21 protein-coding genes and 1 riboswitch are annotated in these 22,313 nt (G+C 71.9%); of the genes, 9 read left to right on the top strand and 12 right to left on the bottom strand.

Annotated features, from left to right (window positions below; translation table 11 throughout):
- Positions 1-91 precede the first annotated feature (91 nt).
- Complete coding sequence (locus ACIRRU_RS02405; protein WP_403675128.1) at positions 92-697, top strand: TetR/AcrR family transcriptional regulator; 606 nt, start codon at positions 92-94, stop codon at positions 695-697.
- On the opposite strand, the gene ACIRRU_RS02400 is transcribed toward ACIRRU_RS02405, so the two are convergent.
- From ACIRRU_RS02400 to ACIRRU_RS02385, 4 genes are all read right to left on the bottom strand, one after another.
- On the bottom strand, positions 663-986 hold the full coding sequence (locus ACIRRU_RS02400) for a multidrug efflux SMR transporter (RefSeq protein WP_363200949.1): 324 nt from the start codon (positions 984-986) through the stop codon (positions 663-665). The genes ACIRRU_RS02405 and ACIRRU_RS02400 overlap by 35 nt on opposite strands.
- A 139-nt stretch (positions 987-1,125) precedes the next feature.
- Positions 1,126-2,142 carry a ribosome small subunit-dependent GTPase A gene (gene rsgA / locus ACIRRU_RS02395; protein WP_403675125.1) on the bottom strand — a complete coding sequence of 339 codons (1,017 nt, stop codon included), beginning with the start codon at positions 2,140-2,142 and terminating at the stop codon, positions 1,126-1,128.
- Positions 2,143-2,145: 3 nt separating this feature from the next.
- On the bottom strand, positions 2,146-3,498 hold the full coding sequence (aroA, locus tag ACIRRU_RS02390; RefSeq protein ID WP_403675122.1) for a 3-phosphoshikimate 1-carboxyvinyltransferase: 1,353 nt from the start codon (positions 3,496-3,498) through the stop codon (positions 2,146-2,148).
- 63 nt (positions 3,499-3,561) lie between these two features.
- On the bottom strand, positions 3,562-4,275 hold the full coding sequence (locus tag ACIRRU_RS02385) for a M50 family metallopeptidase (protein WP_403675120.1): 714 nt from the start codon (positions 4,273-4,275) through the stop codon (positions 3,562-3,564).
- Between the two features lie 53 nt (positions 4,276-4,328).
- Between ACIRRU_RS02385 and ACIRRU_RS02380 the strand changes: the two genes are divergently transcribed.
- From ACIRRU_RS02380 to def, 8 genes are all read left to right on the top strand, one after another.
- Complete coding sequence (locus tag ACIRRU_RS02380) at positions 4,329-5,144, top strand: SOS response-associated peptidase (protein ID WP_403675117.1); 816 nt, start codon at positions 4,329-4,331, stop codon at positions 5,142-5,144.
- Between the two features lie 231 nt (positions 5,145-5,375).
- Positions 5,376-6,023, top strand: coding sequence for an alpha/beta family hydrolase (locus tag ACIRRU_RS02375; protein WP_403675114.1), 648 nt, complete (start codon positions 5,376-5,378; stop codon positions 6,021-6,023).
- Between the two features lie 311 nt (positions 6,024-6,334).
- Positions 6,335-6,991 carry a sigma-70 family RNA polymerase sigma factor gene (locus tag ACIRRU_RS02370; protein ID WP_363201043.1) on the top strand — a complete coding sequence of 219 codons (657 nt, stop codon included), beginning with the start codon at positions 6,335-6,337 and terminating at the stop codon, positions 6,989-6,991.
- A complete protein-coding gene (gene rsrA / locus ACIRRU_RS02365) occupies positions 6,988-7,308 on the top strand; it encodes a mycothiol system anti-sigma-R factor (RefSeq protein WP_403675111.1) in 321 nt (106 codons plus the stop codon). Before ACIRRU_RS02370 ends, rsrA begins: the two co-directional genes overlap by 4 nt.
- A gap of 102 nt (positions 7,309-7,410) precedes the next feature.
- Positions 7,411-8,820, top strand: a complete 1,410-nt coding sequence (locus tag ACIRRU_RS02360) for an HD-GYP domain-containing protein (protein WP_403675109.1) — start codon at positions 7,411-7,413, stop codon at positions 8,818-8,820.
- Positions 8,817-10,100: a metal-dependent phosphohydrolase gene (locus ACIRRU_RS02355; protein ID WP_403675106.1), complete on the top strand. Its 1,284-nt coding sequence runs from the start codon at positions 8,817-8,819 to the stop codon at positions 10,098-10,100. Before ACIRRU_RS02360 ends, ACIRRU_RS02355 begins: the two co-directional genes overlap by 4 nt.
- A 92-nt stretch (positions 10,101-10,192) precedes the next feature.
- Positions 10,193-11,188: a hypothetical protein gene (locus ACIRRU_RS02350; RefSeq protein WP_363200939.1), complete on the top strand. Its 996-nt coding sequence runs from the start codon at positions 10,193-10,195 to the stop codon at positions 11,186-11,188.
- A 75-nt stretch (positions 11,189-11,263) separates the two neighbouring features.
- Positions 11,264-11,902 (top strand): peptide deformylase, encoded by a 639-nt coding sequence (gene def / locus ACIRRU_RS02345; protein WP_403675103.1) that lies wholly within the window; start codon positions 11,264-11,266, stop codon positions 11,900-11,902.
- Between the two features lie 232 nt (positions 11,903-12,134).
- Here def and ACIRRU_RS02340 read toward each other — a convergent pair whose 3' ends face one another.
- The 8 genes from ACIRRU_RS02340 to ACIRRU_RS02305 form a co-directional block, all read right to left on the bottom strand.
- Positions 12,135-12,935, bottom strand: a complete 801-nt coding sequence (locus ACIRRU_RS02340) for an ABC transporter permease (protein ID WP_403675100.1) — start codon at positions 12,933-12,935, stop codon at positions 12,135-12,137.
- A 6-nt stretch (positions 12,936-12,941) separates the two neighbouring features.
- A complete protein-coding gene (locus ACIRRU_RS02335) occupies positions 12,942-13,805 on the bottom strand; it encodes an ABC transporter permease (protein WP_403675098.1) in 864 nt (287 codons plus the stop codon).
- Positions 13,802-14,773: an ATP-binding cassette domain-containing protein gene (locus tag ACIRRU_RS02330; protein WP_403675095.1), complete on the bottom strand. Its 972-nt coding sequence runs from the start codon at positions 14,771-14,773 to the stop codon at positions 13,802-13,804. The genes ACIRRU_RS02335 and ACIRRU_RS02330 overlap by 4 nt, the downstream gene beginning before the upstream one ends.
- Before the next feature lie 188 nt (positions 14,774-14,961).
- The gene (locus tag ACIRRU_RS02325; RefSeq protein WP_403675093.1) at positions 14,962-15,978 is read right to left on the bottom strand and encodes a ribonucleotide-diphosphate reductase subunit beta; all 1,017 of its coding nucleotides are present in this window, start codon (positions 15,976-15,978) and stop codon (positions 14,962-14,964) included.
- On the bottom strand, positions 15,978-18,401 hold the full coding sequence (locus ACIRRU_RS02320; RefSeq protein WP_403675090.1) for a ribonucleoside-diphosphate reductase subunit alpha: 2,424 nt from the start codon (positions 18,399-18,401) through the stop codon (positions 15,978-15,980). Before ACIRRU_RS02320 ends, ACIRRU_RS02325 begins: the two co-directional genes overlap by 1 nt.
- Positions 18,402-18,535: 134 nt before the next feature.
- Positions 18,536-18,677, bottom strand: a riboswitch (cobalamin riboswitch).
- A gap of 174 nt (positions 18,678-18,851) precedes the next feature.
- Positions 18,852-19,055 (bottom strand): YbdD/YjiX family protein, encoded by a 204-nt coding sequence (locus tag ACIRRU_RS02315; RefSeq protein WP_363200933.1) that lies wholly within the window; start codon positions 19,053-19,055, stop codon positions 18,852-18,854.
- A gap of 16 nt (positions 19,056-19,071) precedes the next feature.
- The gene (locus tag ACIRRU_RS02310; RefSeq protein WP_403675087.1) at positions 19,072-21,315 is read right to left on the bottom strand and encodes a carbon starvation CstA family protein; all 2,244 of its coding nucleotides are present in this window, start codon (positions 21,313-21,315) and stop codon (positions 19,072-19,074) included.
- A gap of 205 nt (positions 21,316-21,520) precedes the next feature.
- Positions 21,521-22,285 carry a GntR family transcriptional regulator gene (locus tag ACIRRU_RS02305; RefSeq protein WP_363200931.1) on the bottom strand — a complete coding sequence of 255 codons (765 nt, stop codon included), beginning with the start codon at positions 22,283-22,285 and terminating at the stop codon, positions 21,521-21,523.
- Positions 22,286-22,313: the final 28 nt, after the last annotated feature.

The raw sequence follows: 22,313 nt of genomic DNA, 5'->3' as shown, positions 1-22,313 counted from the left end.
CCGCCCGGCCTCCCGTCCGGGACGCGGCCCCTTGACAGTCCCCGGGAGCCCGTCGACGCTGAACGACACATTCCAGGGCGGGGAGACGACGATGCCGACAGCGCGGCTCGCCCTGTTGGACGCCGCCCTCCGGGCGCTCGCCGACCGGCCCTGGCGCGTGGTGCGCATGGTCGACGTCGCCGCCCTGGCCGGGGTGTCCCGGCAGACCCTCTACAACGAGTTCGGCACCAAGGACGGCCTGGCCGGGGCCCTGCTGCGGCGGGCCGCCGACGGCTACCTCGCCGGGATCGACCGTGCCCTGACGGCCCCCGCCCCCGACCGCCCGGCCGCCGTCGCCCTGTGGACCGTACGGACCGCCCGGGAGGACGCGCTGGTCAAGGCGCTGCTCACCGGGCTCTGGGCTGAGGGGCTGCCCCGTCCGGACGGACCGCCGGGCTCCCGGGCGGGCGGCAGACCTCCGCCGTCGCCCGGCGAACTCCTCGCGGCGGTACGGGACCGGATGGCGGCGGCGTCCTGCGGGGTCACGGCCGGGCGCTGCGAGATCGCGTTACGGCTCGCGCTGTCCTGCGTGGTCGTCCCGGTGGCGGGCGACGACGCCACCGACAGCCGGGCGCTGCGCCTGGTCCGGGAGGCGACGCGGCCGACGGCCCACGAGGCGAGGGTCAGTGGGCGGAGCCGGACAGCTGGAGGCCGATGACTCCGAGGATCACCAGCGAGATCGACACCAGCTTCAGCGTCGAGACGACGTCGCCGAGGAAGATCATGCCGTAGATCGCCGTACCGGCCGCGCCGATCCCGGTCCACACCGCGTACGCCGGGCCCACGTCCAGCTTCTTCAGCGCCAGGGTCAGCAGCCCGAAGCTGCCGAGCGCGAACGCGGCGAACGCGATCGTCGGCCAGAGGCGGGTGAACCCGTGGGAGAGTTTCAGACACACGGCGAAGCCGGTTTCCAGCAGACCGGCGACCACGACCAGCAGCCACGCCATCGGCAGGGCCCTTCCAGATAGGTGACGGCTTCGTCCCGTTCGGTGCGATTATGCCTTTACCGATCGTTGAAGGACGCAAACGTCCCGCCGTGGCGCACCGGACGATTCCGGCCGGAACCGCGCGACCGCCCCGGCCCGCTCAGTCGCCCTCGCGGCGCTCCCTGGTCGCGAGCAGCCGGTGCAGGGAGTCCAGCCGGGCCGGGTCGGCGTGGCCCGCGGCCACCCAGGCGGGCAGCGCGCACTCGGGCTGGTTCTCGTCGTGGGTGCACCCCCGCGGACAGTCCTCCGTGCCAGGCTCCAGATCCGGGAACGCGTGGATCACCCGTGACGGGTCGACGTGGTGCAGCCCGAACGAGCGCACCCCGGGGGTGTCGATCACCCAGCCCCGGTCGCCCGGCAGCGGCAGCGCGAGGGCCGAGGTGGTGGTGTGCCGGCCCCGGCCGGTGACCGCGTTGACGTCGCCCGTGGTGCGGCGCCGGTCCTTCGGCACCAGGGCGTTCACCAGCGTCGTCTTGCCCACCCCGGAGTGCCCGACGAAGGCGGTGACCCGGCCCTCCAGCTGCTCGCGCACCCGGTCGGCCGCGTCCCCGTTCTCCAGCTCCTCGCGGCTGGTCACGATGTAGGGGACGCCGAGCGGCGTGTACGCCTCCAGCAGCTTGTCCGGCGGGGCCAGATCGGACTTGGTCAGCACCAGGAGCGGGGCGAGCCCCCCGTCGTACGCCGCCACCAGACAGCGGTCGATCATGCGCGGGCGCGGCTCGGGGTCGGCCAGCGCGGTGACGACGGCCAGCTGGTCGGCGTTGGCGACGACCACCCGCTCGTAGGGGTCGTCGTCGTCCGCGGTGCGGCGCAGCACCGTACGCCGCTCACCGATCCGCACGATCCGGGCCAGGGTGTCCTTCTCGCCCGAGAGGTCCCCGACGATGGAGACGGTGTCGCCCACCACCGCGGCCTTGCGGCCCAGCTCGCGGGCCTTCATCGCCACCACGGTCCGGCCGTCGACGAGGCAGGTGAGCCGGCCCCGGTCGACGGTGAGGACCATGCCGTCCTCGGCGTCCTCGTGCTTGGGCCGGATGTGCGTGCGCGGCCGGTTGCCCTTGCGGTTGGGGCGGACGCGGATGTCGTCCTCGTCGGGGTTCTTCCCGTAGCGGCGCATGGTCTAGATCCCGAGCATCCCGGTCCACATGTCCGGGAAGTCCGGCAGGGTCTTGGCGGTCGTGCCCACGTTCTCGATCTCGACGCCCTTCACCGCGAGGCCGATGATCGCCCCGGCGGTGGCCATGCGATGGTCGTCGTAGGTGTGGAAGACGCCGCCGTGCAGCGGGCGCGGGCGGATGCTCAGCCCGTCGGCGGTCTCCGTGACGTCGCCGCCCAGCTCATTGATCTCCTTCGTCAGCGCGGCCAGCCGGTCCGTCTCGTGCAGCCGCAGATGGGCCACGCCCCGCAGGGTGGACGGGGAGTCGGCCAGCGCGGCGACCGCCGCGATGCCCGGGGTCAGCTCGCCGACCTCGCCGAGGTCCACGTCGATGCCGTGGATACGGCCGGTGCCGGTGAAGGTCAGACCGCGCTCGGTCAGCTCGCAGGAGCCACCCATCGCGGTGAAGATCTCCCGCAGCGCGTCACCCGGCTGGGTGGTCCGCTCGGGCCAGTCCGGGACGGTGACCCTGCCACCGGTCACCAGGGCGGCGGCCAGGAACGGCTGGGCGTTGGAGAGGTCCGGCTCGACCGTCAGGTCCCGGCCCAGCAGCGCGGAGGGGGAGACCCGCCACACATCCGGCTCGCCGCCCGTCTCCGGCTCGTCCACCTGCGCCCCGACCGCCCGCAGCATGTCGACGGTCATCCGGATGTGCGGCATCGAGGGCAGCACCGAACCGGTGTGCCGGACCTCCACGCCCTGGTTGAAACGCGGCCCCGACAGCAGCAGCGCCGAGACGAACTGCGAGGACGACGACGCGTCGATCGAGACCGGGCCGCCCTCCAGCGCCCCGCCGCCGTGCACGGTCAGCGGCAGCGCGCCGCGCCCGTCGTCGTCGATCCGCGCGCCCAGCGCCCGCAGCCCCTCGATCACGCCGGTCAGCGGGCGCTCGTAGGAGCGGGGGTCGCCGTCGAAGCGGACCGGGCCGCCGGCGAGAGTGGCGACGGGCGGCAGGAACCGCATGACGGTCCCGGCGTTGCCGACGTCGACGGTGGACGGGCCGTGCAGCCCCGCCGGGATGACCCGCCAGGCCTCGCCGGAGGCGTCCGGACCGGCCGCGGCGGACGGGCTGGACACGGAGGACGAGGAGACCGTCTCCTCGATGCCGACCCCCATCGCGCGCAGGGCCTGGGCCATCAGCAGGGTGTCGCGGGAGCGCAGCGGGCGGCGCAGCCAGCCGGGCTCGGAGGCCAGCGAGGCGAGGACGAGCGCCCGGTTGGTGACCGATTTCGATCCGGGCACGGTGACGGTCGCGTCGACGGCTCCGCTCGCGTGAGGGGCGGGCCAGAGGGCGGGCTGCACGGAACTCTCGGTCATGGCCAACACTTTAGACCGACCGGGGGCCCCGGGGCGTGCCCGGACGGCCGCGCCCGGACCGCCTCACCAGCCCAGCAGCCAGCGGCCTCCGCCGATCAGCGAACAGAGCGACACCGCGTGGAAGAGGAACAGCCACAGCGCCGCCGGAGCGTGCGTCAGACGGGCCAGCTGGTCCGCGTCGGAGTCCGGGGCGCCGCCGTAACGCCGCTTGGACTGGAGCTCGAACGGTGGCCGCACCCCGCCCAGCAGCAGGAACCACACCACCACGTACGCGAACGCCGACTGGACGTCGGAGTCCGCGAGCCACGAGACCAGCAGGAACGTGGTGCCGGTCAGGATGACGGTGAGCGCCCCGTACACGTTGCGGATCATCACCAGCATCACCGCGAGCAGGGCCGTCGCCACCCACAGCAGCAGGGTGATGCGGCCGTTGGTGAGCAGCCAGGCGCCGCACAGGCCCAGCAGCGAGGGGGCGGTGTACCCGGCCGCCGCGGTGAGGATCATGCCGATGCCGGTCGGCTTGCCGCGGCTCACGGTCAGCCCGCTGGTGTCCGAGTGCAGCCGGATGCCGGAGAGCTGCCGTCCGGTGAGCAGGGCCACCAGCCCGTGGCCGCCCTCGTGCGCGATGGTGATCGTGTTGCGGGCGAGCCGCCATATCGGGTTCGGCACGACCGCGACGAGTGCGAGCGTGGCCGTCACCACCACCAGCCACTGCTCCGGCGCGGGCTGGGTGCCGGTGACGCGATCCCACAGATCGCCCAGTTCGGTGCTGTTCATCGGCCGGGCGACTCCTTGCGGTCGGTGCGGGCGGTCGTGGCAGTGTGGCACTTATGTGCGGACGTTATGCGGCGAGTCGGAAGCCCGAGGACCTGACCGGTCTCTTCGGTGTCGAGAAGTGGGAACCCACCGAGACCCTGGAGCCGGACTGGAACGTGGCGCCGACCAAAGAGGTCTACGCGGTTCTGGAGCGTCCTGTTAAGGACGCGGACGACCGGCGTCCGGTTCGCCAGCTGCGCGTCCTGAAGTGGGGACTCGTCCCGTCCTGGTCGAAGACCCCCGAGGGCGCCGCCCGGATGATCAACGCCCGCGCGGAGACCGTCCACGAGAAACCCTCCTTCCGCCGCGCCTTCGCCCAGCGCCGCTGCATCCTGCCCGCCGACGGCTACTACGAGTGGGTGACCGGCTCGCAGGAGCGGCAGCTGGAGGAGCAGAAGGGCAAGAAGCGGGCCCGTAAGCAGCCGTATTTCGTGACCCCCGCCGACGGCTCCGTCTTCGCGATGGCCGGGCTCTACGAGTTCTGGCGCGACGCGACCCTGCCCGCCGACCACGAACACGCCTGGTGGGTCACCTGCTCGGTCATCACCACCGAGGCGGAGACCACCCCGCTGGCCGTCGCCCCCGCCGAAGGGCCCGGCGCCCTCGCCGACATCCACCCCCGGATGCCGCTGATGCTCACCCCGGACCGCTGGGACGCCTGGCTGGACCCCTCGCGCACCGGCGAGGACGAACTGCGCGCGCTCCTGGAGCCGCCGCCCGGCGGGCTGATGCGCGCCTACCCGGTCGCCACCGCCGTCAGCAACGTCCGCAACAACGGACCCGAACTGCTGGAGGAACTGGCCGCACCGGAGGAGGGCACGCTGTTCTGAGGGGAGGGCCCTCTGCCGCGAGTCTTACGGGACGCCTCCGAGCCGTACGGGAGTGCTCCGAGCCGTACGGGATGCTCCGAGCCGTACGGGATGCTCCGAGCCCCACGGGAGCGCTCCGAGCCGCACGGGAGTGCTCCGAGCCGTACGGGATGCTCCGAGCCCCACGGCAGTGCGGGAGCCGCCCCGAGTCGTGGAAGCCGTTCGGACTCGCGCGCGGGGGAGGATGGCGCGGTGAGCCGTCAACCGCGTACGCAGACCGTCCCCACCGACGCCGGAGAGGCCCGGATCACCTGGGTCCCCGCCGCGACCGCCGGACCCCGCCTCGTCCTGGCCGTGAGCCACGGGGCGGGCGGCGGCATCGAGGCTCGTGATCTGCGGGCGCTGGCCGCCGCCCTGCCCGCGCACGGAGTCACCGTCGCCCTGGTGGAGCAGCCCTGGCGGGTGGCCGGGAAGAAGCTCGCGCCCGCCCCGAAGATCCTGGACACCGGCTGGCGCGGCCTGTGGCCCGCCCTGGCCGCCCCCGGACTCCCCGTCGTCGCCGGGGGCCGCAGCGCCGGGGCCCGGGTCGCCTGCCGGACCGCCGCCGGACTGGGCGCGGCCGCCGTCCTCGCGCTCAGCTTCCCGCTGCACCCGCCGGGCAAGCCGGAGAAGTCCCGCGCCGGAGAACTGCTCGGCACCGGCGTGCCGACGCTGGTGGTGCAGGGCGGAAACGATCCGTTCGGCAGGCCCGGCGAGTTCCCGCCGGGCTCGTACACGCTGGCCGAAGTGGCCCACGGCGACCACGGGTTCGCGGTGCCGAAGCGGTCCGGGCTGACGGAGGAACAGACGATGGCCACCCTCACCGGAGCGGTCACCGTGTGGCTCACATCACTCGGATGACCCTCCTGCCGCCGGGCGCCGCCGCTGCCCCGGCCGCCTCCGGTGCCCCGGGAATGTGCCGGGAGGGGGCGCTGTTGTTCGGGACGTCGGGACAACAACGTCGTCTGGGAAAGGGAGTCCGTCGCATGGGTTCGACCATCTGCCCGAGCCGCTCGAGCGCCGCTGAGCTGGAGTGGAGCCTGCTGCCCGCGGCGAGGATCACCCCTGAGCGGACCCCGGTCCTCGGCCGTCGGCAGGCAGCCGCCAAGCAAGGTCGACTATTCTCCGATGCGAGCGGGTCCGGTTTCGGCTCCGCCACATCGTTGGAGGAGGTGGGTCCGGTCACTGGGACCGACACAGGGACCGACGACGGCCGCGCACCGGAGACGCCCGACGAGCGCAACGCGCGCTTCGAGCGCGACGCCCTCGGCTTTCTCGACCAGATGTACTCGGCCGCGCTGCGCATGACGCGCAACCCCGCCGATGCCGAGGACCTGGTCCAGGAGACCTACGCCAAGGCGTACGGCTCCTTCCATCAGTTCCGCGAGGGCACCAACCTCAAGGCGTGGATGTACCGCATCCTCACCAACACCTTCATCAACTCCTACCGCAAGAAGCAGCGTGAGCCCCAGCGCAGCGCCGCCGAGGAGATCGAGGACTGGCAGCTGGCACGCGCCGAGTCGCACATGTCGACCGGTCTGCGCTCCGCCGAGTCCCAGGCCCTCGACCATCTCCCGGACTCCGACGTGAAGTCGGCTCTCCAGGCGATCCCGGAGGAGTTCCGCATCGCCGTGTATCTCGCCGATGTCGAGGGCTTTGCCTACAAGGAGATCGCGGACATCATGGGGACACCCATCGGCACCGTGATGTCCCGGCTGCACCGCGGCCGCCGCCAGCTGCGCGGAATGCTGGAGGACTACGCCCGTGAGCGCGGGCTCGTCGCGGCCGGTGCCGGTGACTCGGACGATCGGAAGGGCTCGGCGTCATGAGCTGCGGAGAGCCGCACGAGACGGACTGCTCGGAGGTCCTCGACCATCTCTACGAGTTTCTCGACCGGGAGATGCCCGAGGGCGACTGCACCAAGTTCGAGACGCACTTCGAGGAGTGCTCCCCGTGCCTGGAGAAGTACGGCCTGGAGCAGGCCGTGAAGAAGCTGGTCAAGCGCTGCTGCGGACAGGACGACGTCCCGACCGACCTGCGCTCCAAGGTGATGGGCCGGATCGAGCTGATCCGGGCCGGTGAGTCCGTACCCGACCAGGACGCGAGCGTACGCGCCGCGGACCGGTCGGCGACCCCCACCGAGTAGTAGTCACCCGAATGTGCTAATCGGTCCCGTAGCGGCTCGGTGAGCCGCCCGACTCGCTAGCGTGGCGCCTCCACCGACCATGCTGGGGGGGCGAGTGCGGGCGTGAGGGGCACACCGGCGGCGGCGCGCGTCTGCGTCCTGCTCGCCGTCGTCGGCGCGATCGGCTGCACGCTCCCCGCGTTCACCGCCCCCGCCTCCGTCCCGTGGGGGACCACGGCCCTGCTCGCGGCGCTCTCTCTCGGCTGCGAGCTGGCCGCCCGCCGTCGCGACGAGGGCGGCCGGCGAGCCGTCGCCGCCGGATCGTCGCTCCCGCTGCTCCTCGCCGGGGTCCTGCTGCTGCCGCCCGCGGCCGCCGCGCTGGCAGCCGTTCCGGGGGCGCTGGCCGGGCGGATCGAGCAGCCGCCGTACGGCGCCCGCCGGATCTGGCGGGCCGCCCGACCCGCCCTCACCTGCGCCGCCGCCTCCTGGGTGCACGCCGGTCTCGGCGGCCCCGCCGCCCTGGGTGGTCCCGGCCGCGCTCCGGACCTTCCGTACGCCCTGCTGCCGGCCGGGGCCGCGGCGATCACCTTCACCCTGGCCCTGACCGCGCTCGACGGAGTCGTCCTCGCGGCGGCGGAGCGGCGCCCCGTTCTCCGCGACCAGTGCGCGCTGCTGCCGCGCACCCTCGGACCCCACCTGGTACACCTGCTCTCCGCGCTGCTGATGGCCGTGCTGTGGCGCAGTGCGTACGGGCCCATCGCGGCGCTCCTCGTGCTGCTGCCGATGTACGTCTCCTGCTGGGTCTTCGCCCACTACCACTGGGAACAGGCCGCCCACCGCGCCACCATCCGCGCGCTCGTCCACGCCGTGGACATCAAGGACGCCTACACCCGGGGCCACAGCGAGCGGGTCGGCCGGGCCTCCGTGCTGATCGCCCGAGAACTCGGCATGGACGACGGCCGGGTGGAGGCGCTGCGCTTCGCCGGGATCCTGCACGACGTCGGCAAGCTCGGCGTGCCGACGCGGGTACTGCGCAAGGACGGCCCGCTCACCCCCGACGAGCGCCGGATCGTGGAGCTGCACCCGGAGTACGGACACGAGATCGTCCGGGGCATCGGCTTCCTGGACGAGGCGCGCGACGCGATCCTGCACCACCACGAACGCCTCGACGGCACCGGCTACCCCTACGGTCTCAGCGGTTCCCGCATCCCCGAGTCCGCCCGGGTCGTCGCGGTCGCCGACGCCTTCGACGCGATGACGTCGACCCGCTCCTACCGGCGGGCCCGGCCGGTGCCCGCCGCCCTCGCCGAACTGCGGCGGTGCGCGGGCAGCCAGCTCGACCCGCGCATGGTGCGGGCGCTCGTGCGGGCCGTGAACCGGCACGGCTGGACGTCCGCCGACACCGCCGTCACGGCGGACGAACCGGCGGGCGCGGTGGACGGGACCCGGGACGAGGCTCCCCGGATGCCCGGCGCCCGCCCGGCCGAAGCCCCCGCGACCGCCGTAACTCCCGCACCCGGCTGGCACCGGTGAACGGCGGCCACGGCGGGTACGCGGGGGCCCTCCCCGCCCCCGCCGCCCTCGCGGTGTGCGGGGCCGCGCTGGTGCTCGCCCTCACCGCGTTCGCCCACACCCTGGCCCACGGGCTCCAGGGGCCGGGGCACGCGCTGGCCTTCGGGCTGCTCGTCGCCCTCGGGGAGACCGTCCGCCGGAGCGCCGCCCCAGGCGAGCGGGAGCCCGCGCCGCTCGGGGCCGCCGGGGCGCTCGCGTACGCCCTGCTCGGGGACAGCGCCGGGCGGCCCACCGGTCCCGGGGCCCTCCAGGTGGTCGCCGTCGTCGTCGCCGCGCAACTGCTCGCCGCCGTACCCCGCTCGGCGCGCGGTCACCGGCTCGACCCGGACCGGGCCGCCCGCCGGACGCTGACCGCGGGGTTCGCCGCCGTCTGCTTCCAGCCGCTGTACGCCTCCGGGCACGCCGTCCGCTGGTTCGGCGACGGGCCGCGCTTCGCGCTGTTCCTGCTCGCCCTGCTGGCGCTGACCGCGCTCTGCGACGCCCTGCTGGCCGCGCTCGCGGCAGGCCGGGCCGCGCCCGGGGCCCCGGCCCCGTACGGACAGCTCCTCGGCGGCGAACTGCGGGCGCTCGCCGGGATCGGGCCCGCCGTGGGGGCGACCGGCGTCGTGATGGCGCTCGGTGTCGCGGTCGCCGGGCTCTGGGCGCTGCCCGTGCTGTGCGGGCCGCTGCTGCTGACCCAAATCGCCTTCCGCCGGTACACGGACGTGCGCACCACCTGCCGCCAGACCGTCGCCTCACTGGCCCGCGCCACCGAGATCGCCGGACACACCCCGCCCGGCCACGCCCGCCGGGTCGCCGCGCTCGCCGTCGCCGTGGGACGCGAGGTGGGGCTGACCGGGCCGCAGCTGACCGTCCTGGAGCACGCGGCCCTGATGCACGACATCGGCCAGCTGTCCCTCCTCGACCCGGTCCCGGGCGGGGCCACCGCCCTGCTGCCCGCCGCCGAGCAGCGCCGGATCGCCCTGCTCGGCGGGGCGGTCGTCCGGCGCACCGGGGTGGACCCGCAGGTGGCCGCCGTGGTCGAGCAGCAGGCCGATCCCTACCGGGAACAGCTGCCCGCCGCCAGGATCGTCAGGACGGTCAACGCATACGAGGACCTGTGCGGGGAAAGCGTGAGCGGGCCGCTTGGCGCGCTGGAGCACCTCAGACTCGGCACCGGGCGCGACCACCAGCCACAGGTGGTGGAAGCGCTGGGACGTGTCCTGGCGCGGGGCGGTCTGACCCCGGCCGGGAGTGGGTAACCCATGGGTAATGAGCGGGCGTCGGGCCGGGCATGGTTGGATGCGAAAGCAGAGCGGATGACGAGGGTGTCCAGTCGGGACAGGCGGGAATCGTGAGGATCTTCGGGAAGGTACGGCATCGGCCCTCCGCCTCTTGGCGGCAGGCCACGGACCGCGCGTTCACGCTGATCGGCGACGGCCGGTACGAGGACGCGGGGGCGCTGCTGACGCGTGCGGCGGATCTGGAGCCCTGGCTCTCGGAGTCCTGGTTCAATCTGGCGCTGCTGCACAAGTTCCGGCACGACTGGGAGCAGGCGCGCGCGGCGGGCCTGCGGGCGGTCGCCCTGCTCGACCGCGAGTCCGGCGCCCCGGACTGGTGGAACGTGGGGATCGCGGCCACCGCGCTCCAGGACTGGCCGCTGGCGCGCCGCGCCTGGCAGGCGTACGGCCTGCGGGTCCCCGGCAGCGGCCAGCACAGCGCGGCCACCACCGAGCCGACCGGCATGGAGCTGGGCAGCGCCGCGGTGCGGCTCTCCCCGGAGGGCGAGGCCGAGGTGGTCTGGGGCCGTCGGCTCGACCCGGCCCGGATGGAGGTGCTGTCCATCCCGCTGCCGTCGTCCGGCCGGCGCTGGGGCGAGGTCGTGCTGCACGACGGGGTGCCCAACGGCGAGCGGGTCACCGCGGCCGGGCCCGCCTATCCGGTGTTCGACGAGATCGAGCTGTGGGCACCGTCCCCGGTGCCGACCTGGGTGGTGCTGCTGGAGGCGGCCACCGAGGAGGACCGGGACGCCCTGGAGAAGCTGGCGTCGGACGCCGGGTTCGCCGCCGAGGACTGGTCGTCCTCGGTGCGGCTGCTGTGCCGGGCCTGTTCGGAGAGCCGGATGGAGAGCGACGAGGGCGACGGGGAGCACCTGGACCCGCACGACCACAGCGAGCCCGGCCACCCGGGGCCGCTCGGCCATCGCACCGCCGGGGCCGGGGATCTCTGGGTCCCCGAGCGCGAGTGCGGTCTCGCGGCCCCCGCCGGGCTGGTGCGCGGGCTGCTGGACGGCTGGGTCGCCGACAGCCCGGACAGCCGGGAGTGGCGCGATCTCGAAGAAGTCTGCTGACCGCTGCCCGTAGGCTGTACGGGCACCGGTCGCGGTGCGGTTCCCCCAGGTTTTGCAGGAAGGCGTACGGCGGACATGTCGCAGCAGGAGACGGACGGGCGGATCGGCGTGGACGACGAGGGGTTCGTCGTCGACACCGAGGACTGCGAGGCGCGCGAAACGGCGTACCGGGAGCGCGGCACGTCGCGTCCGATCACGGTCGTGGGCAACCCGGTGCTGCACAAGGAGTGCAAGGACGTCACCGCGTTCGACGACGAGCTGGCGCGGCTGATCGACGACATGTTCGCCAGCCAGAAGACGGCCGAGGGCGTCGGCCTCGCCGCCAACCAGATCGGCGTCGACCTGAAGGTCTTCGTCTACGACTGCCCGGACGACGACGGCAAGCGGCACACCGGTGTCGTCTGCAACCCGGTCCTGGAGGAACTGGCCCCCGAGGCGCGGGCGCTGGACGACTCCAACGAGGGCTGCCTCTCGGTCCCGACCGCGTACGCCTCCCTGGCCCGCCCCGACTACGCGGTGGTCCGTGGCCAGGACGCCCAGGGCAACCCGATCCGGGTCCGGGGCACCGGCTACTTCGCGCGCTGCCTCCAGCACGAGACGGACCACCTGTACGGCTATCTCTACATCGACCGCCTCTCCAAGCGGGACCGCAAGGACGCGCTGCGCCAGATGGAAGAGGGCACGCCGCGCTACGAGACCGTCCCCAACGACTGAGGACCTCGCGCGGTTCCGCGCCCGCGGTGTGCGTTGTGCGGCGCAGCTCGATGAGCGCGCACTCGACTTCCTCGGGCGATGAGCGAGAGCGTGGTGGGCGCCGCACGCACGCCGGGCGGGGCAGGAGCCGGACCGCCTGCGGTACCGCGACTCCCAGGACACGAGCGGCCCGGCGTACGAGCCGGGACGTTCGACGCCGTCTGACAGGTCCCCGCGGCCCCGGCGGGCCCGCTCAGTGCCCGCTGCTCTCGTAGTGGCGGGACTGCCGCCCCCAGAAGCGGTACGCGGCGTACATGAGCGCGACGCCGACGGCCGGGGCGCCCCAAGCGAGCCATTCCGGTACGGCGAGTTCCTCCTCCCGGTCCATCAGTACGGTCGCCGGCAGATAGGCGACGAAGGCCAGAGGGAAAACGAAGGTCAGCCCGAAGCCGGCCACCGGGCCGAAGATCTTCAGCGGGTAGTTGCCGAAGTCGTTGAAGATCATGTCGATGGCGAACTTGATGGGGGAGACCCGCTTCATCCTGAAGACCAGCGCGGAGGCGGCCAGTTGCAGGGAGCCTTCCACCAGCGCACCGCCCACCACGGCGAGCAGGAGGAAGCAGACGGCTCCCGGTGACCAGTCGACCGGTGCGGAGGCCGAGGCGATGGCGAGGAGGAGCATCCCGCCCGCCAGGTCGCCGAGCGAGCTCAACCGCACCCTGCGGGTGAGGAGCTGGACCAGCGGCGGCACCGGGCGGACGAGATAGCGGTCGTACTCGCCCTCGATGACGACCTCGTCGACGTGGATCAACTGGTGGCCGGGGAGCAGCCACAGGCCGTGGGCGGTGAGCCTGATCCCGTAGAGGAAGACGATCTCGCCCAGTCCCCAGCCGCCGATCTGCCCGAAGCGGTCCAGCACCGCCCAGATGAAGGCCAGCCCGACGCCCTGGTAGAACAGGCCGCCGATGATGTTGATGAACAGGTTCCCCCGGTACTGGAACTCGGCCCGGAACGCCGCACCGGCCAGCAGCAGATAGACCCGTGGACCTCGCATCGTCCCTCATCCCCCCTGCGACATGACGCGGCGCCGGGCGCGCGACCAGACGAACGCGGCCAGGGCGCCGAGCGCGGCGATCCACGCGAGCTGGACCCCGAGGGCGGCCGGGACGCCCAGGCCCTCGACCTGACCCAGGTAGACGGCCGCCGGGGTGTACGCGGTGGCCTGGAAGGGCAGCCACTCCGCCGCTGCCCTGACCGGTCCTGGCATGAACCACAGCGGGACCAGGGCCCCGGAGAAGAACTGGGCGACGAAGCGGTAGGTCATGAGGGCGCCGCTCACCTCCAGGGTCCAGAAGGAGACCATGCCGAGCAGCAGCCCGAGCAGCTGGTTCACGAGCAGGGCGCCGAGCAGGGCCACGGGGTAGGCGAGCGCCGCGGCCGTCGAGGCGGGTGCCTGGCCCGCGCCGATCAGCAGCGCGAACGGCAGCGCCACCAGCAGGACCGGGACCGCGGCCGATGCCCACCCGAGCTGGCCGGCGAGCATCTGGCCGGGGAAGCCGACCGGCCGCAGCAGGTCCACGGCGACCTTGCCCTCCCGTACCCGCTGGTCGATGGGGGAGGACCGCCACGGGCTGACCAGCTGGTACTGGAGCGTCGTCAGCGTCGCGTACGCCGTCATGGTGGTGAGACCGAGCCCGTCCACCTCCGCGCGGCCGTCGTAGAGGGCCTTCCAGACCACCGTCAGCAGCCAGATCTGGAGCAGCATCATCGCGAAGGACGACAGGTAGGCCGTGCGATAGGTGAGGGCGGCGCGGAACTCCATCCGGGCGCAGGCGAGATGGGCCCGGAGCAGTGTCCCGAGCGGCTGCCTCGTGGGGGCGGGGGCTGTCTTCGCCGAGGCGTCGGCCGTCGTCGGCGCGGTCATCCGCGGTCCGCGTAGATCCGGTGGATGACGCTCTCCAGCTCGGGTTCCACGATCGAGAGGTCGGTCACCCGGTGCCGCGCCAGCACCGCGGCCACCAGTTCCGCGGGCGGGGTGCGGACGGGGTCGAAGCGCAGCCACACCTTGCCGTCCTCCCTGCGGACGACCTCCGCTCCCTCGACGCTCTCCAGCTGGTCGGTCTGCACGACGAGTTCGCGGTGCGGCGCGTAGCGGGCCTTCAGCTCGTCCACCGCTCCGTCGTAGGCGACCCTGCCGTGGTCGATGAGGATGATCCGGTCGCAGAGCTCCTCGACGTCGTCGAGGTCGTGGGTGGTGAGGACGACCGTGGTGCCCGACTCCCGGTTCAGCTCCCCGACGAAGGTGCGTATCCGCTCCTTGGCGATGACGTCGAGCCCGACGGTCGGCTCGTCCAGGTAGAGGATGTCCGGGTCGTAGAGCATCGCGGCGGCGAGATCGCCGCGCATCCGCTGGCCCAGGGAGAGCTGGCGGACGGGGGTGTCCAGGAACGGACCGAGGCCGAGCACCTCGCTGAACTGCCGCTGCCTCTCGCGGAACCGGGCCTCCGGCACGTCGTAGAGACGGCCGATCAGCCAGAGCGAGTCACGCAGCGGCAGGTCCCACCAGAGCTGGCTGCGCTGGCCGAAGACCACGCCTATCCGGCGGGCGTTGCGGGAGCGGTCCCGCCAGGGCGTGGCACCGGCCACCGTGACCGTGCCGGAGGTGGGGACGAGGATGCCGGTGAGCATCTTGACAGTGGTGGACTTCCCAGCACCGTTGGGGCCGAGATAGCCGACCATCTCGCCCTGCTGGACCGTGAAGTTCACGCCGTCGACGGCACGCGTGACGGTCTGCTGACGCGTCAGCAGCGTACGGAGTCCCGCGAAGCGGCCCTCCTGCCGTGTGGGTCGGCTGAACTCCTTGACGAGGTCTGCCACTTCTATGACGGGCATGTGCGCCTCTCTGGAGCGAGCCGGGTCCGGTCGGGCGTGATCGCTTTGAAAGTGTGCACGTCAAGACTTGGTCCAGTCCAAGAGTTTTCCGTTCGGCCGGTCCTCGTCCTGCCGTCAGGGGACGTGGAAGGCCCCACCGTGCTCAGCGGCACGGTGGGGCCTTCTGTCGTACGGAATCCGGAAGAGGCCTAGAAGTCGTCGTCGAACCCGACCGAGCCCTCCACCGCCACCTGGTAGGCGGACGGGCGGCGCTCGAAGAAGTTCGTCAGCTCCTGGACACCCTGGAGCTCCATGAACGAGAACGGGTTCTCCGAGCCGTACACCGTCGGGAAGCCCAGGCGGGCCAGTCGCTGGTCGGCGACGCACTGGAGGTACTCGCGCATCGACTCGGTGTTCATGCCCGGCAGGCCCTCGCCGCACAGGTCGCGGCCGAACTGGAGCTCCGCGTCGACCGCTTCCTTCAGCATGTCGGTGACCTGCTGCTGGAGCTCGTCGTCGAAGAGCTCCGGCTCCTCCTTACGGACGGTGTCCACGACCTCGAACGCGAAGTTCATGTGCATCGTCTCGTCCCGGAACACCCAGTTGGTGCCCGTGGCGAGACCGTGCAGCAGACCGCGCGAGCGGAACCAGTAGACGTAGGCGAAGGCGCCGTAGAAGAACAGCCCCTCGATGCAGGCCGCGAAGCAGATCAGGTTCAGCAGGAAGCGGCGGCGGTCCGCCTTCGTCTCCAGCCGCTCGATCTTCTCGACCGAGTCCATCCACTTGAAGCAGAACTGCGCCTTCTCACGGATCGAGGGGATCTCCTCGACCGCGTCGAACGCCGCCGCCCGGTCGTCCGGGTCGGGCAGATAGGTGTCCAGCAGGGTCAGATAGAACTGGACGTGCACGGCCTCCTCGAAGAGCTGCCGCGACAGGTACAGCCGCGCCTCGGGGGAGTTGATGTGCTTGTACAGCGTCAGCACGAGGTTGTTGGAGACGATCGAGTCGCCGGTCGCGAAGAAGGCGACGAGGCGGCCGATCATGTGCTGCTCACCCGGCGACAGCTTCGCGAGGTCGGCGACGTCCGAATGGAGGTCGACCTCCTCCACGGTCCAGGTGTTCTTGATCGCGTCCCGGTAGCGCTCGTAGAAGTCGGGGTAGCGCATGGGACGCAGGGTCAGCTCGAATCCCGGGTCGAGCAGATTCTTCTCGCTGGTGGTGCTCATTACTGGCAGGCCTCGCAGGACTCAGGGTTTTCCAGGGAGCAGGCGATCGCGTCCGCGTCGGGAGCCGGCGCCTGCTGTACGGGAATGGGGGCGGTGGCCGACGTCTGGCCGGAGGCGGCACGGGCGATCCGGGTCGCCGGGCGCGAACGCAGGTAGTACGTCGTCTTCAGCCCCTGCTTCCAGGCGTACGCGTACATCGAGGAGAGCTTGCCGATCGTCGGCGTCTCCAGGAACAGGTTGAGCGACTGGCTCTGGTCGAGGAACGGCGTACGAGCCGCCGCCATGTCGATCAGGCCGCGCTGCGGGATCTCCCACGCGGTGCGGTAGAGCGCCCGCACGTCCTCGGGAATCCACGCGAAGCCCTGCACCGAACCGCTGGCCTCGCGCAGCGCCTCGCGGGTGCGGGCGTCCCACACGCCGAGCTTCTTCAGCTCCTCCACCAGATAGCCGTTGACCTGGAGGAACTCGCCGCTGAGCGTCTCGCGCTTGAACAGGTTGGAGACCTGCGGCTCGATGCACTCGTAGACCCCGGCGATCGAGGCGATCGTGGCGGTCGGCGCGATGGCCAGCAGCAGCGAGTTGCGCATCCCGGTCTTCGCGACCCGGGCGCGCAGCGCGTCCCAGCGCTCCGGCCAGTTCAGCTCGGTGGCGTAGTGGTCGGGGTGCAGCACCCCGCGCGCGGCACGCGTCTCGGACCACGCGGGCAGCGGGCCGGAGCGCTCGGCGAGCTCGCAGGACGCCTCGTACGCGGCGAGCATGATCCGCTCGGAGATCTTCGTGGAGAGCGCGCGGGCCTCGGGGGAGTCGAAGGGCAGACGCAGCTGGAAGAAGACGTCCTGGAGGCCCATCGCGCCCAGGCCCACCGGCCGCCAGCGGGAGTTGGAGTTCCCGGCCTGCTCGGTCGGGTAGAAGTTGATGTCGACGACCCGGTCCAGGAAGGTGACCGCGGTGCGGACCGTGGAGTCCAGACGGTCCCAGTCGATCGAGCCGTTCGCGACGAACGCGCCCAGGTTGACCGAGCCCAGGTTGCAGACGGCCGTCTCGCCGTCGTTGGTGACCTCCAGGATCTCCGTGCACAGGTTCGACGAGTGCACGACCCGGCCCGGCTCGGCGGTCTGGTTCGCGGTCCGGTTGGAGGCGTCCTTGAACGTCATCCAGCCCTGGCCGGTCTGCGCGAGGGTGCGCATCATCCGGCCGTACAGCTCGCGCGCGGGCATCGTCTTGCGGGCCAGGCCCTTGGCCTCGGCCGCGCGGTAGGCGGCGTCGAACGCGTCGCCCCACAGGTCGACCAGCTCGGGCACGTCCGCCGGGGAGAACAGCGACCACTCGGTGTCCGCGTCGACGCGGCGCATGAACTCGTCCGGGATCCAGTGCGCCAGGTTGAGGTTGTGCGTACGCCGCTGGTCCTCACCGGTGTTGTCACGCAGCTCCAGGAACTCCTCGATGTCCGCGTGCCAGGTCTCCAGGTACACCGCCGCCGCGCCCTTGCGACGGCCGCCCTGGTTCACCGCCGCCACCGAGGCGTCCAGCGTCTTCAGGAACGGCACGATGCCGTTGGAGTGCCCGTTGGTGCCCCGGATCAGCGAACCCCGGGCGCGGATACGGGAGTAGGACAGGCCGATGCCGCCCGCGTGCTTCGAGAGCCGCGCCACCTGGTGGTAGCGGTCGTAGATCGAGTCCAGCTCGTCCTTGGGGGAGTCCAGCAGGTAGCAGGAGGACATCTGCGGGTGCCGGGTGCCGGAGTTGAAGAGCGTGGGGGAGGAGGGGAGGTAGTCCAGCTTGCTCATCAGCCCGTAGAGCGCGGTGACCTCGTCCAGCGCGCGCACCGACTCGTCCTCGGCGAGGCCCGCGGCCACGCGCAGCATGAAGTGCTGCGGGGTCTCGATGACCTGACGGGTGATCGGGTGGCGCAGCAGGTAGCGGCTGTGCAGCGTGCGCAGACCGAAGTAGCCGAAGCGGTCGTCGGCGCCCTCGGCCAGGGTCCGCTCGACCAGCTCGTCCAGCGCCGTGGCGTGCAGCTCGGCGAAGGCGGCGGTGCGGTCGGCGATCAGGCCCTCGCGGTGGCCCACGGCGACCGAGGCGGAGAAGGACGTCGCGCCCTGGCTCGCGGCCTCGTCGGCGATCGAGAGGGTCAGCAGCCGGGCGGCGAGCCGCGAGTACGCCGGGTCCTCGGAGATCAGACCCGCGGCGGCCTCGGTGGCCAGCGAACGCAACTCGGCCTCGTCGGAGCGGGCGTTGCGCCCGCGCAACGCGGCAGCGGCGACCCGTCCGGGGTCGGTGTCGGGCAGATCGACGGTGAGGTCGGTCAGGGTCCGCAGCAGGGCGGTCCCGGGTCCGTCGTTCGAGGCCGTGGTCGACACCGGGGACACCGGAGGCACTGTGGATTCGGTGGCTGAAACCGGATCGGCGGGCGCGATGGTCACAGGGCTTTCCCTCGCTCGGCAGGGGGCCGGCGGCGGGCGGGGAGGCCGGGCAGCGCGAAACCCGGGCAGGGCGGCACTGCTGATGGCATCCACCGGCCTTCCGCGAGGCCCGGACGTCTGGCATCCGGTTCGGTCGATCCGGACGCACTGTCCACAGGTCTTCGGACTTGCAGGTGTGCAAAAGCACACTGATCACACCGTTGCGGGACAGTTCCGGATTCGCACCGGATTCCCCTGCGGCGACAGCGAGGTCGAGCATACATGTGGGGGCCGTCTGATGAAGAAGCCCCCACATGTTGTGTCGGGAGTCTTCTGTTTTCCCCGGAGTTCCGGATTCCCCGCCCGGGATCCGCCCGTCCGGCCCGGGGCCTGGCGACCGTCAGGAGGGCAGAAGAAGGGGCCGCCGCGCCCCTGGGAGAGGTGCGGCGGCCCCGGTGGACCGGCGGGTGCTCAGCAGCAGCGGAAACCCTCGCGAGGGTCCGCCTCGCGCGCGTCGGTGCGGCGGTGCTCGAAGGCGCGGCGGGTCAGGACCGGCGTGTCCGGATCGTGCGCCCGCGCGTGGGCGACGTAGCGGTCGTAGGCCGACTCGCCGGTCAGCTCGCGCACGTACCAACGGATGCGGCCCGCGATGCGGCGGACGTCCTGCACGCTCATCTCCCGCCTCCTCCGTTCAGGTCCGGTCGCCGGTGCCCGCGGTCCTCTGGCCGCCCGCGCCCGCCTCGTCCTTGCGGATGCCGCCCTCGGGGCCGACGCCCGCCGCGACCAGTTCGGCCTTCTCCTCCTTGGTCGCGAACATCGAGGCCGGGGCGACCAGCCGGGACTGGACGAACGGCGTCTCGTGCAGCTTGGCGGACTCCGGGTCGCGGATGGCCCGGAAGCAGACCCGCCCGGCGTCCACCAGGACCACCACGATGAGGATCGCGAAGAGCGCGCTCAGGACGCCGTCGACGGTGGAGTTGGTGACGACGGTCCGCATCTCGTCCATGGTCTTCGCCGGGGCCAGCACCTCACCCGCGTCGATGCCCGCCTGGTACTTGTCGCGCTGGGCGAAGAAGCCGACCTTCACGTCGTCGGAGAAGATCTTCTGCCAGCTCGCGGTGAGCGTGACGGCCACGTCCCAGGCCAGCGGTACCGCGGTGACCCAGGCCCACTTCAGGCGGCCGGACTTGACGAGCAGCGTGGTGCAGACCGCCAGCGCGACGGCGGCCAGCAGCTGGTTGGCGATGCCGAAGAGTGGGAAGAGCTGGTTGATACCGCCCAGCGGGTCGTGCACGCCGACCCAGAGGAAGTAGCCCCAGCCGCCGACGACGACGGCGCTGGCGAACCAGACGCCCGGCTTCCAGCTGACCTCGCGGAACGGCTTGTAGACGTTGCCCAGCATGTCCTGGAGCATGAAGCGCCCGACCCGGGTGCCCGCGTCGACGGTGGTCAGGATGAACAGCGCCTCGAACATGATGGCGAAGTGGTACCAGAACGCCTTCATGGCGGTGCCGCCGACCACCGCGGAGAAGATCTCCGACATACCGAGTGCGAAGGTCGGCGCGCCGCCGGTCCGGGAGAGCAGACTCGCCTCCTCGACGTCCTTGGCCGCTTGGGCCAACGCGTCGGGGGAGATGGAGAAGCCGAAGCCGGCCACGGCCTCGGAGGCGCTCTGGACGCTGTCGCCGATCACCCCGGCCGGGGCGTTGATGGCGAAGTACAGCCCGGGGTCGATGATGCAGGCGGCGATCATCGCCATGATCGCCACGAACGACTCGGTCAGCATCGCCCCGTAGCCGATCATCCGGATCTGGGTCTCCTTCTGGACCATCTTCGGGGTGGTGCCCGAGGAGACCAGGGAGTGGAAGCCGGAGAGCGCGCCGCAGGCGATGGTGATGAAGACGAAGGGGAACATCGAGCCCGCGAAGACGGGCCCCGAGCCGCTGCTCGCGAAGTCGGTGACGGCGGGCATCTTCAGCGTCGGCAGCGAGATGACCACGCCGAGGGCCAGCAGCGCGATCGTGCCGACCTTCATGAAGGTGGAGAGGTAGTCGCGCGGCGCCAGCAGCAGCCACACCGGCAGCACCGAGGCGAGGAACCCGTACACGATCATCCAGATGACCAGCGTGCCCGGCTCCAGGGTGAAGAAGTCCGCCCAGGAGGACTCCGCGACCCAGCCGCCCGCGACGATCGCGAGCAGCAGCAGCGCGACGCCGATGAGCGAGACCTCGCTGACCTTGCCGGGCCGCAGGATGCGCAGGTAGACACCCATGAAGAGGGCGATGGGGATCGTCATGCCGATGGAGAAGACGCCCCAGGGCGAGTGGGCGAGCGCGTTCACGATGACCAGCGCGAGCACCGCGAGCAGGATGATCATGATGACGAACACCGCGACCAGGGCGGCGATTCCGCCGACCGGGCCGATCTCGTCCCGTGCCATCTGGCCGAGCGAACGGCCGTTGCGGCGGGTGGAGAAGAAGAGCGTCACCATGTCCTGGACGGCGCCGGCGAAGATGACGCCGACGACGAGCCAGATCGTGCCGGGCAGATAGCCCATCTGCGCGGCGAGCACCGGTCCGACCAGCGGTCCGGCGCCCGCGATGGCGGCGAAGTGGTGGCCGAAGAGGACCCGGCGGTCGGTGGGATGGAAGTCGACACCGTTGTCGAGCCGTTCGGCGGGGGTGGCCCGGTCCTTGTCCGCCCGCAGCACCCGGTTCGCGATGAACCGGGAGTAGAAGCGGTAGGCGATGGCGTACGAGCCCAGGGCCGCAGCCAGCATCCAGGCGGCGGAGACCTCCTCGCCCCGCGAGAGCGCGAGGACGGACCATCCGATGCCGCCGGTCAGGGCCACCGCGACCCAGACGGCGATGGACTTCGGTGACAGGGCTGCCCGTTGCCCCTTCTCGGGTGGGGCTGGTGTGGGCGTTTCCGGCATGACGATCCGTCCCCTCGCGCGATCACTGCGTAACGTGCGCGAAATCTAGGTCCTGCGACCGCCGTCCGTAACCCCCCGTCCGCATATCGGTACGGCAACGGGGCGACCACCGCAGGTCAGAGCCGTACCACGCGAAGCCGGGCGGACGGGTGCGGCGGCGGTCCCGCCGGCTCGGGGACCGCCGCCGCACGGGCGCGGAACGGGGCTACTCCGTGGGCCGCTTCAGGCGCGCCACGAATTTGTAGCGGTCGCCCCGGTACACCGAGCGCACCCATTCGACCGGCTCGCCCTGCCCGTCGAGCGAATGGCGGGAGAGCATCAGCATCGGCAGGCCCACGTCCGTGCCCAGCAGCCCTGCCTCGCGCGGGGTGGCCAGTGAGGTCTCGATGGTCTCCTCGGCCTCGGCGAGGCGGACGTCGTACACCTCGGCGAGCGCGGTGTAGAGCGAGGTGTACTTGACCAGCGAACGGCGCAGCGCCGGAAAGCGTTTGGCCGAAAGGTGGGTGGTCTCGATCGCCATCGGCTCCCCGCTGGCGAGCCGCAGCCGCTCGATGCGCAGCACCCGGCCGCCCGTCGAGATGTCCAGCAGACCGGCGAGCGTGTCGTCCGCGGTGACATAGCCGATGTCCAGCAGCTGGGACGTCGGTTCCAGCCCCTGGGCGCGCATGTCCTCGGTGTACGAGGTGAGCTGGAGGGCCTGGGAGACCTTCGGCTTGGCGACGAAGGTGCCCTTGCCCTGGATGCGCTCCAGCCTGCCCTCGACGACCAGTTCCTGGAGGGCCTGGCGCACGGTGGTGCGCGAGGTGTCGAACTCGGCGGCCAGGGTGCGTTCGGGCGGTACCGGGGTGCCGGGCGGCAGGGTGTCCGTCATGTCGAGGAGATGCCGCTTGAGCCGGTAGTACTTCGGAACGCGCGCGATGCGCGTACCGTTACCGGTCTCGGTCCCCGTACTGGCCCCGTCGGCGCCCATGGCCCGCCTTCCCGACGCTTGCGTTGCT

The sequence above is a fragment of the Streptomyces sp. NPDC101181 genome (assembly GCF_044767975.1).
Lineage (GTDB): Bacteria > Actinomycetota > Actinomycetes > Streptomycetales > Streptomycetaceae > Streptomyces.
The sequence above is the reverse complement of the archived record's forward strand: the minus strand, read 5'-3'. Positions and strand labels throughout refer to the sequence as shown.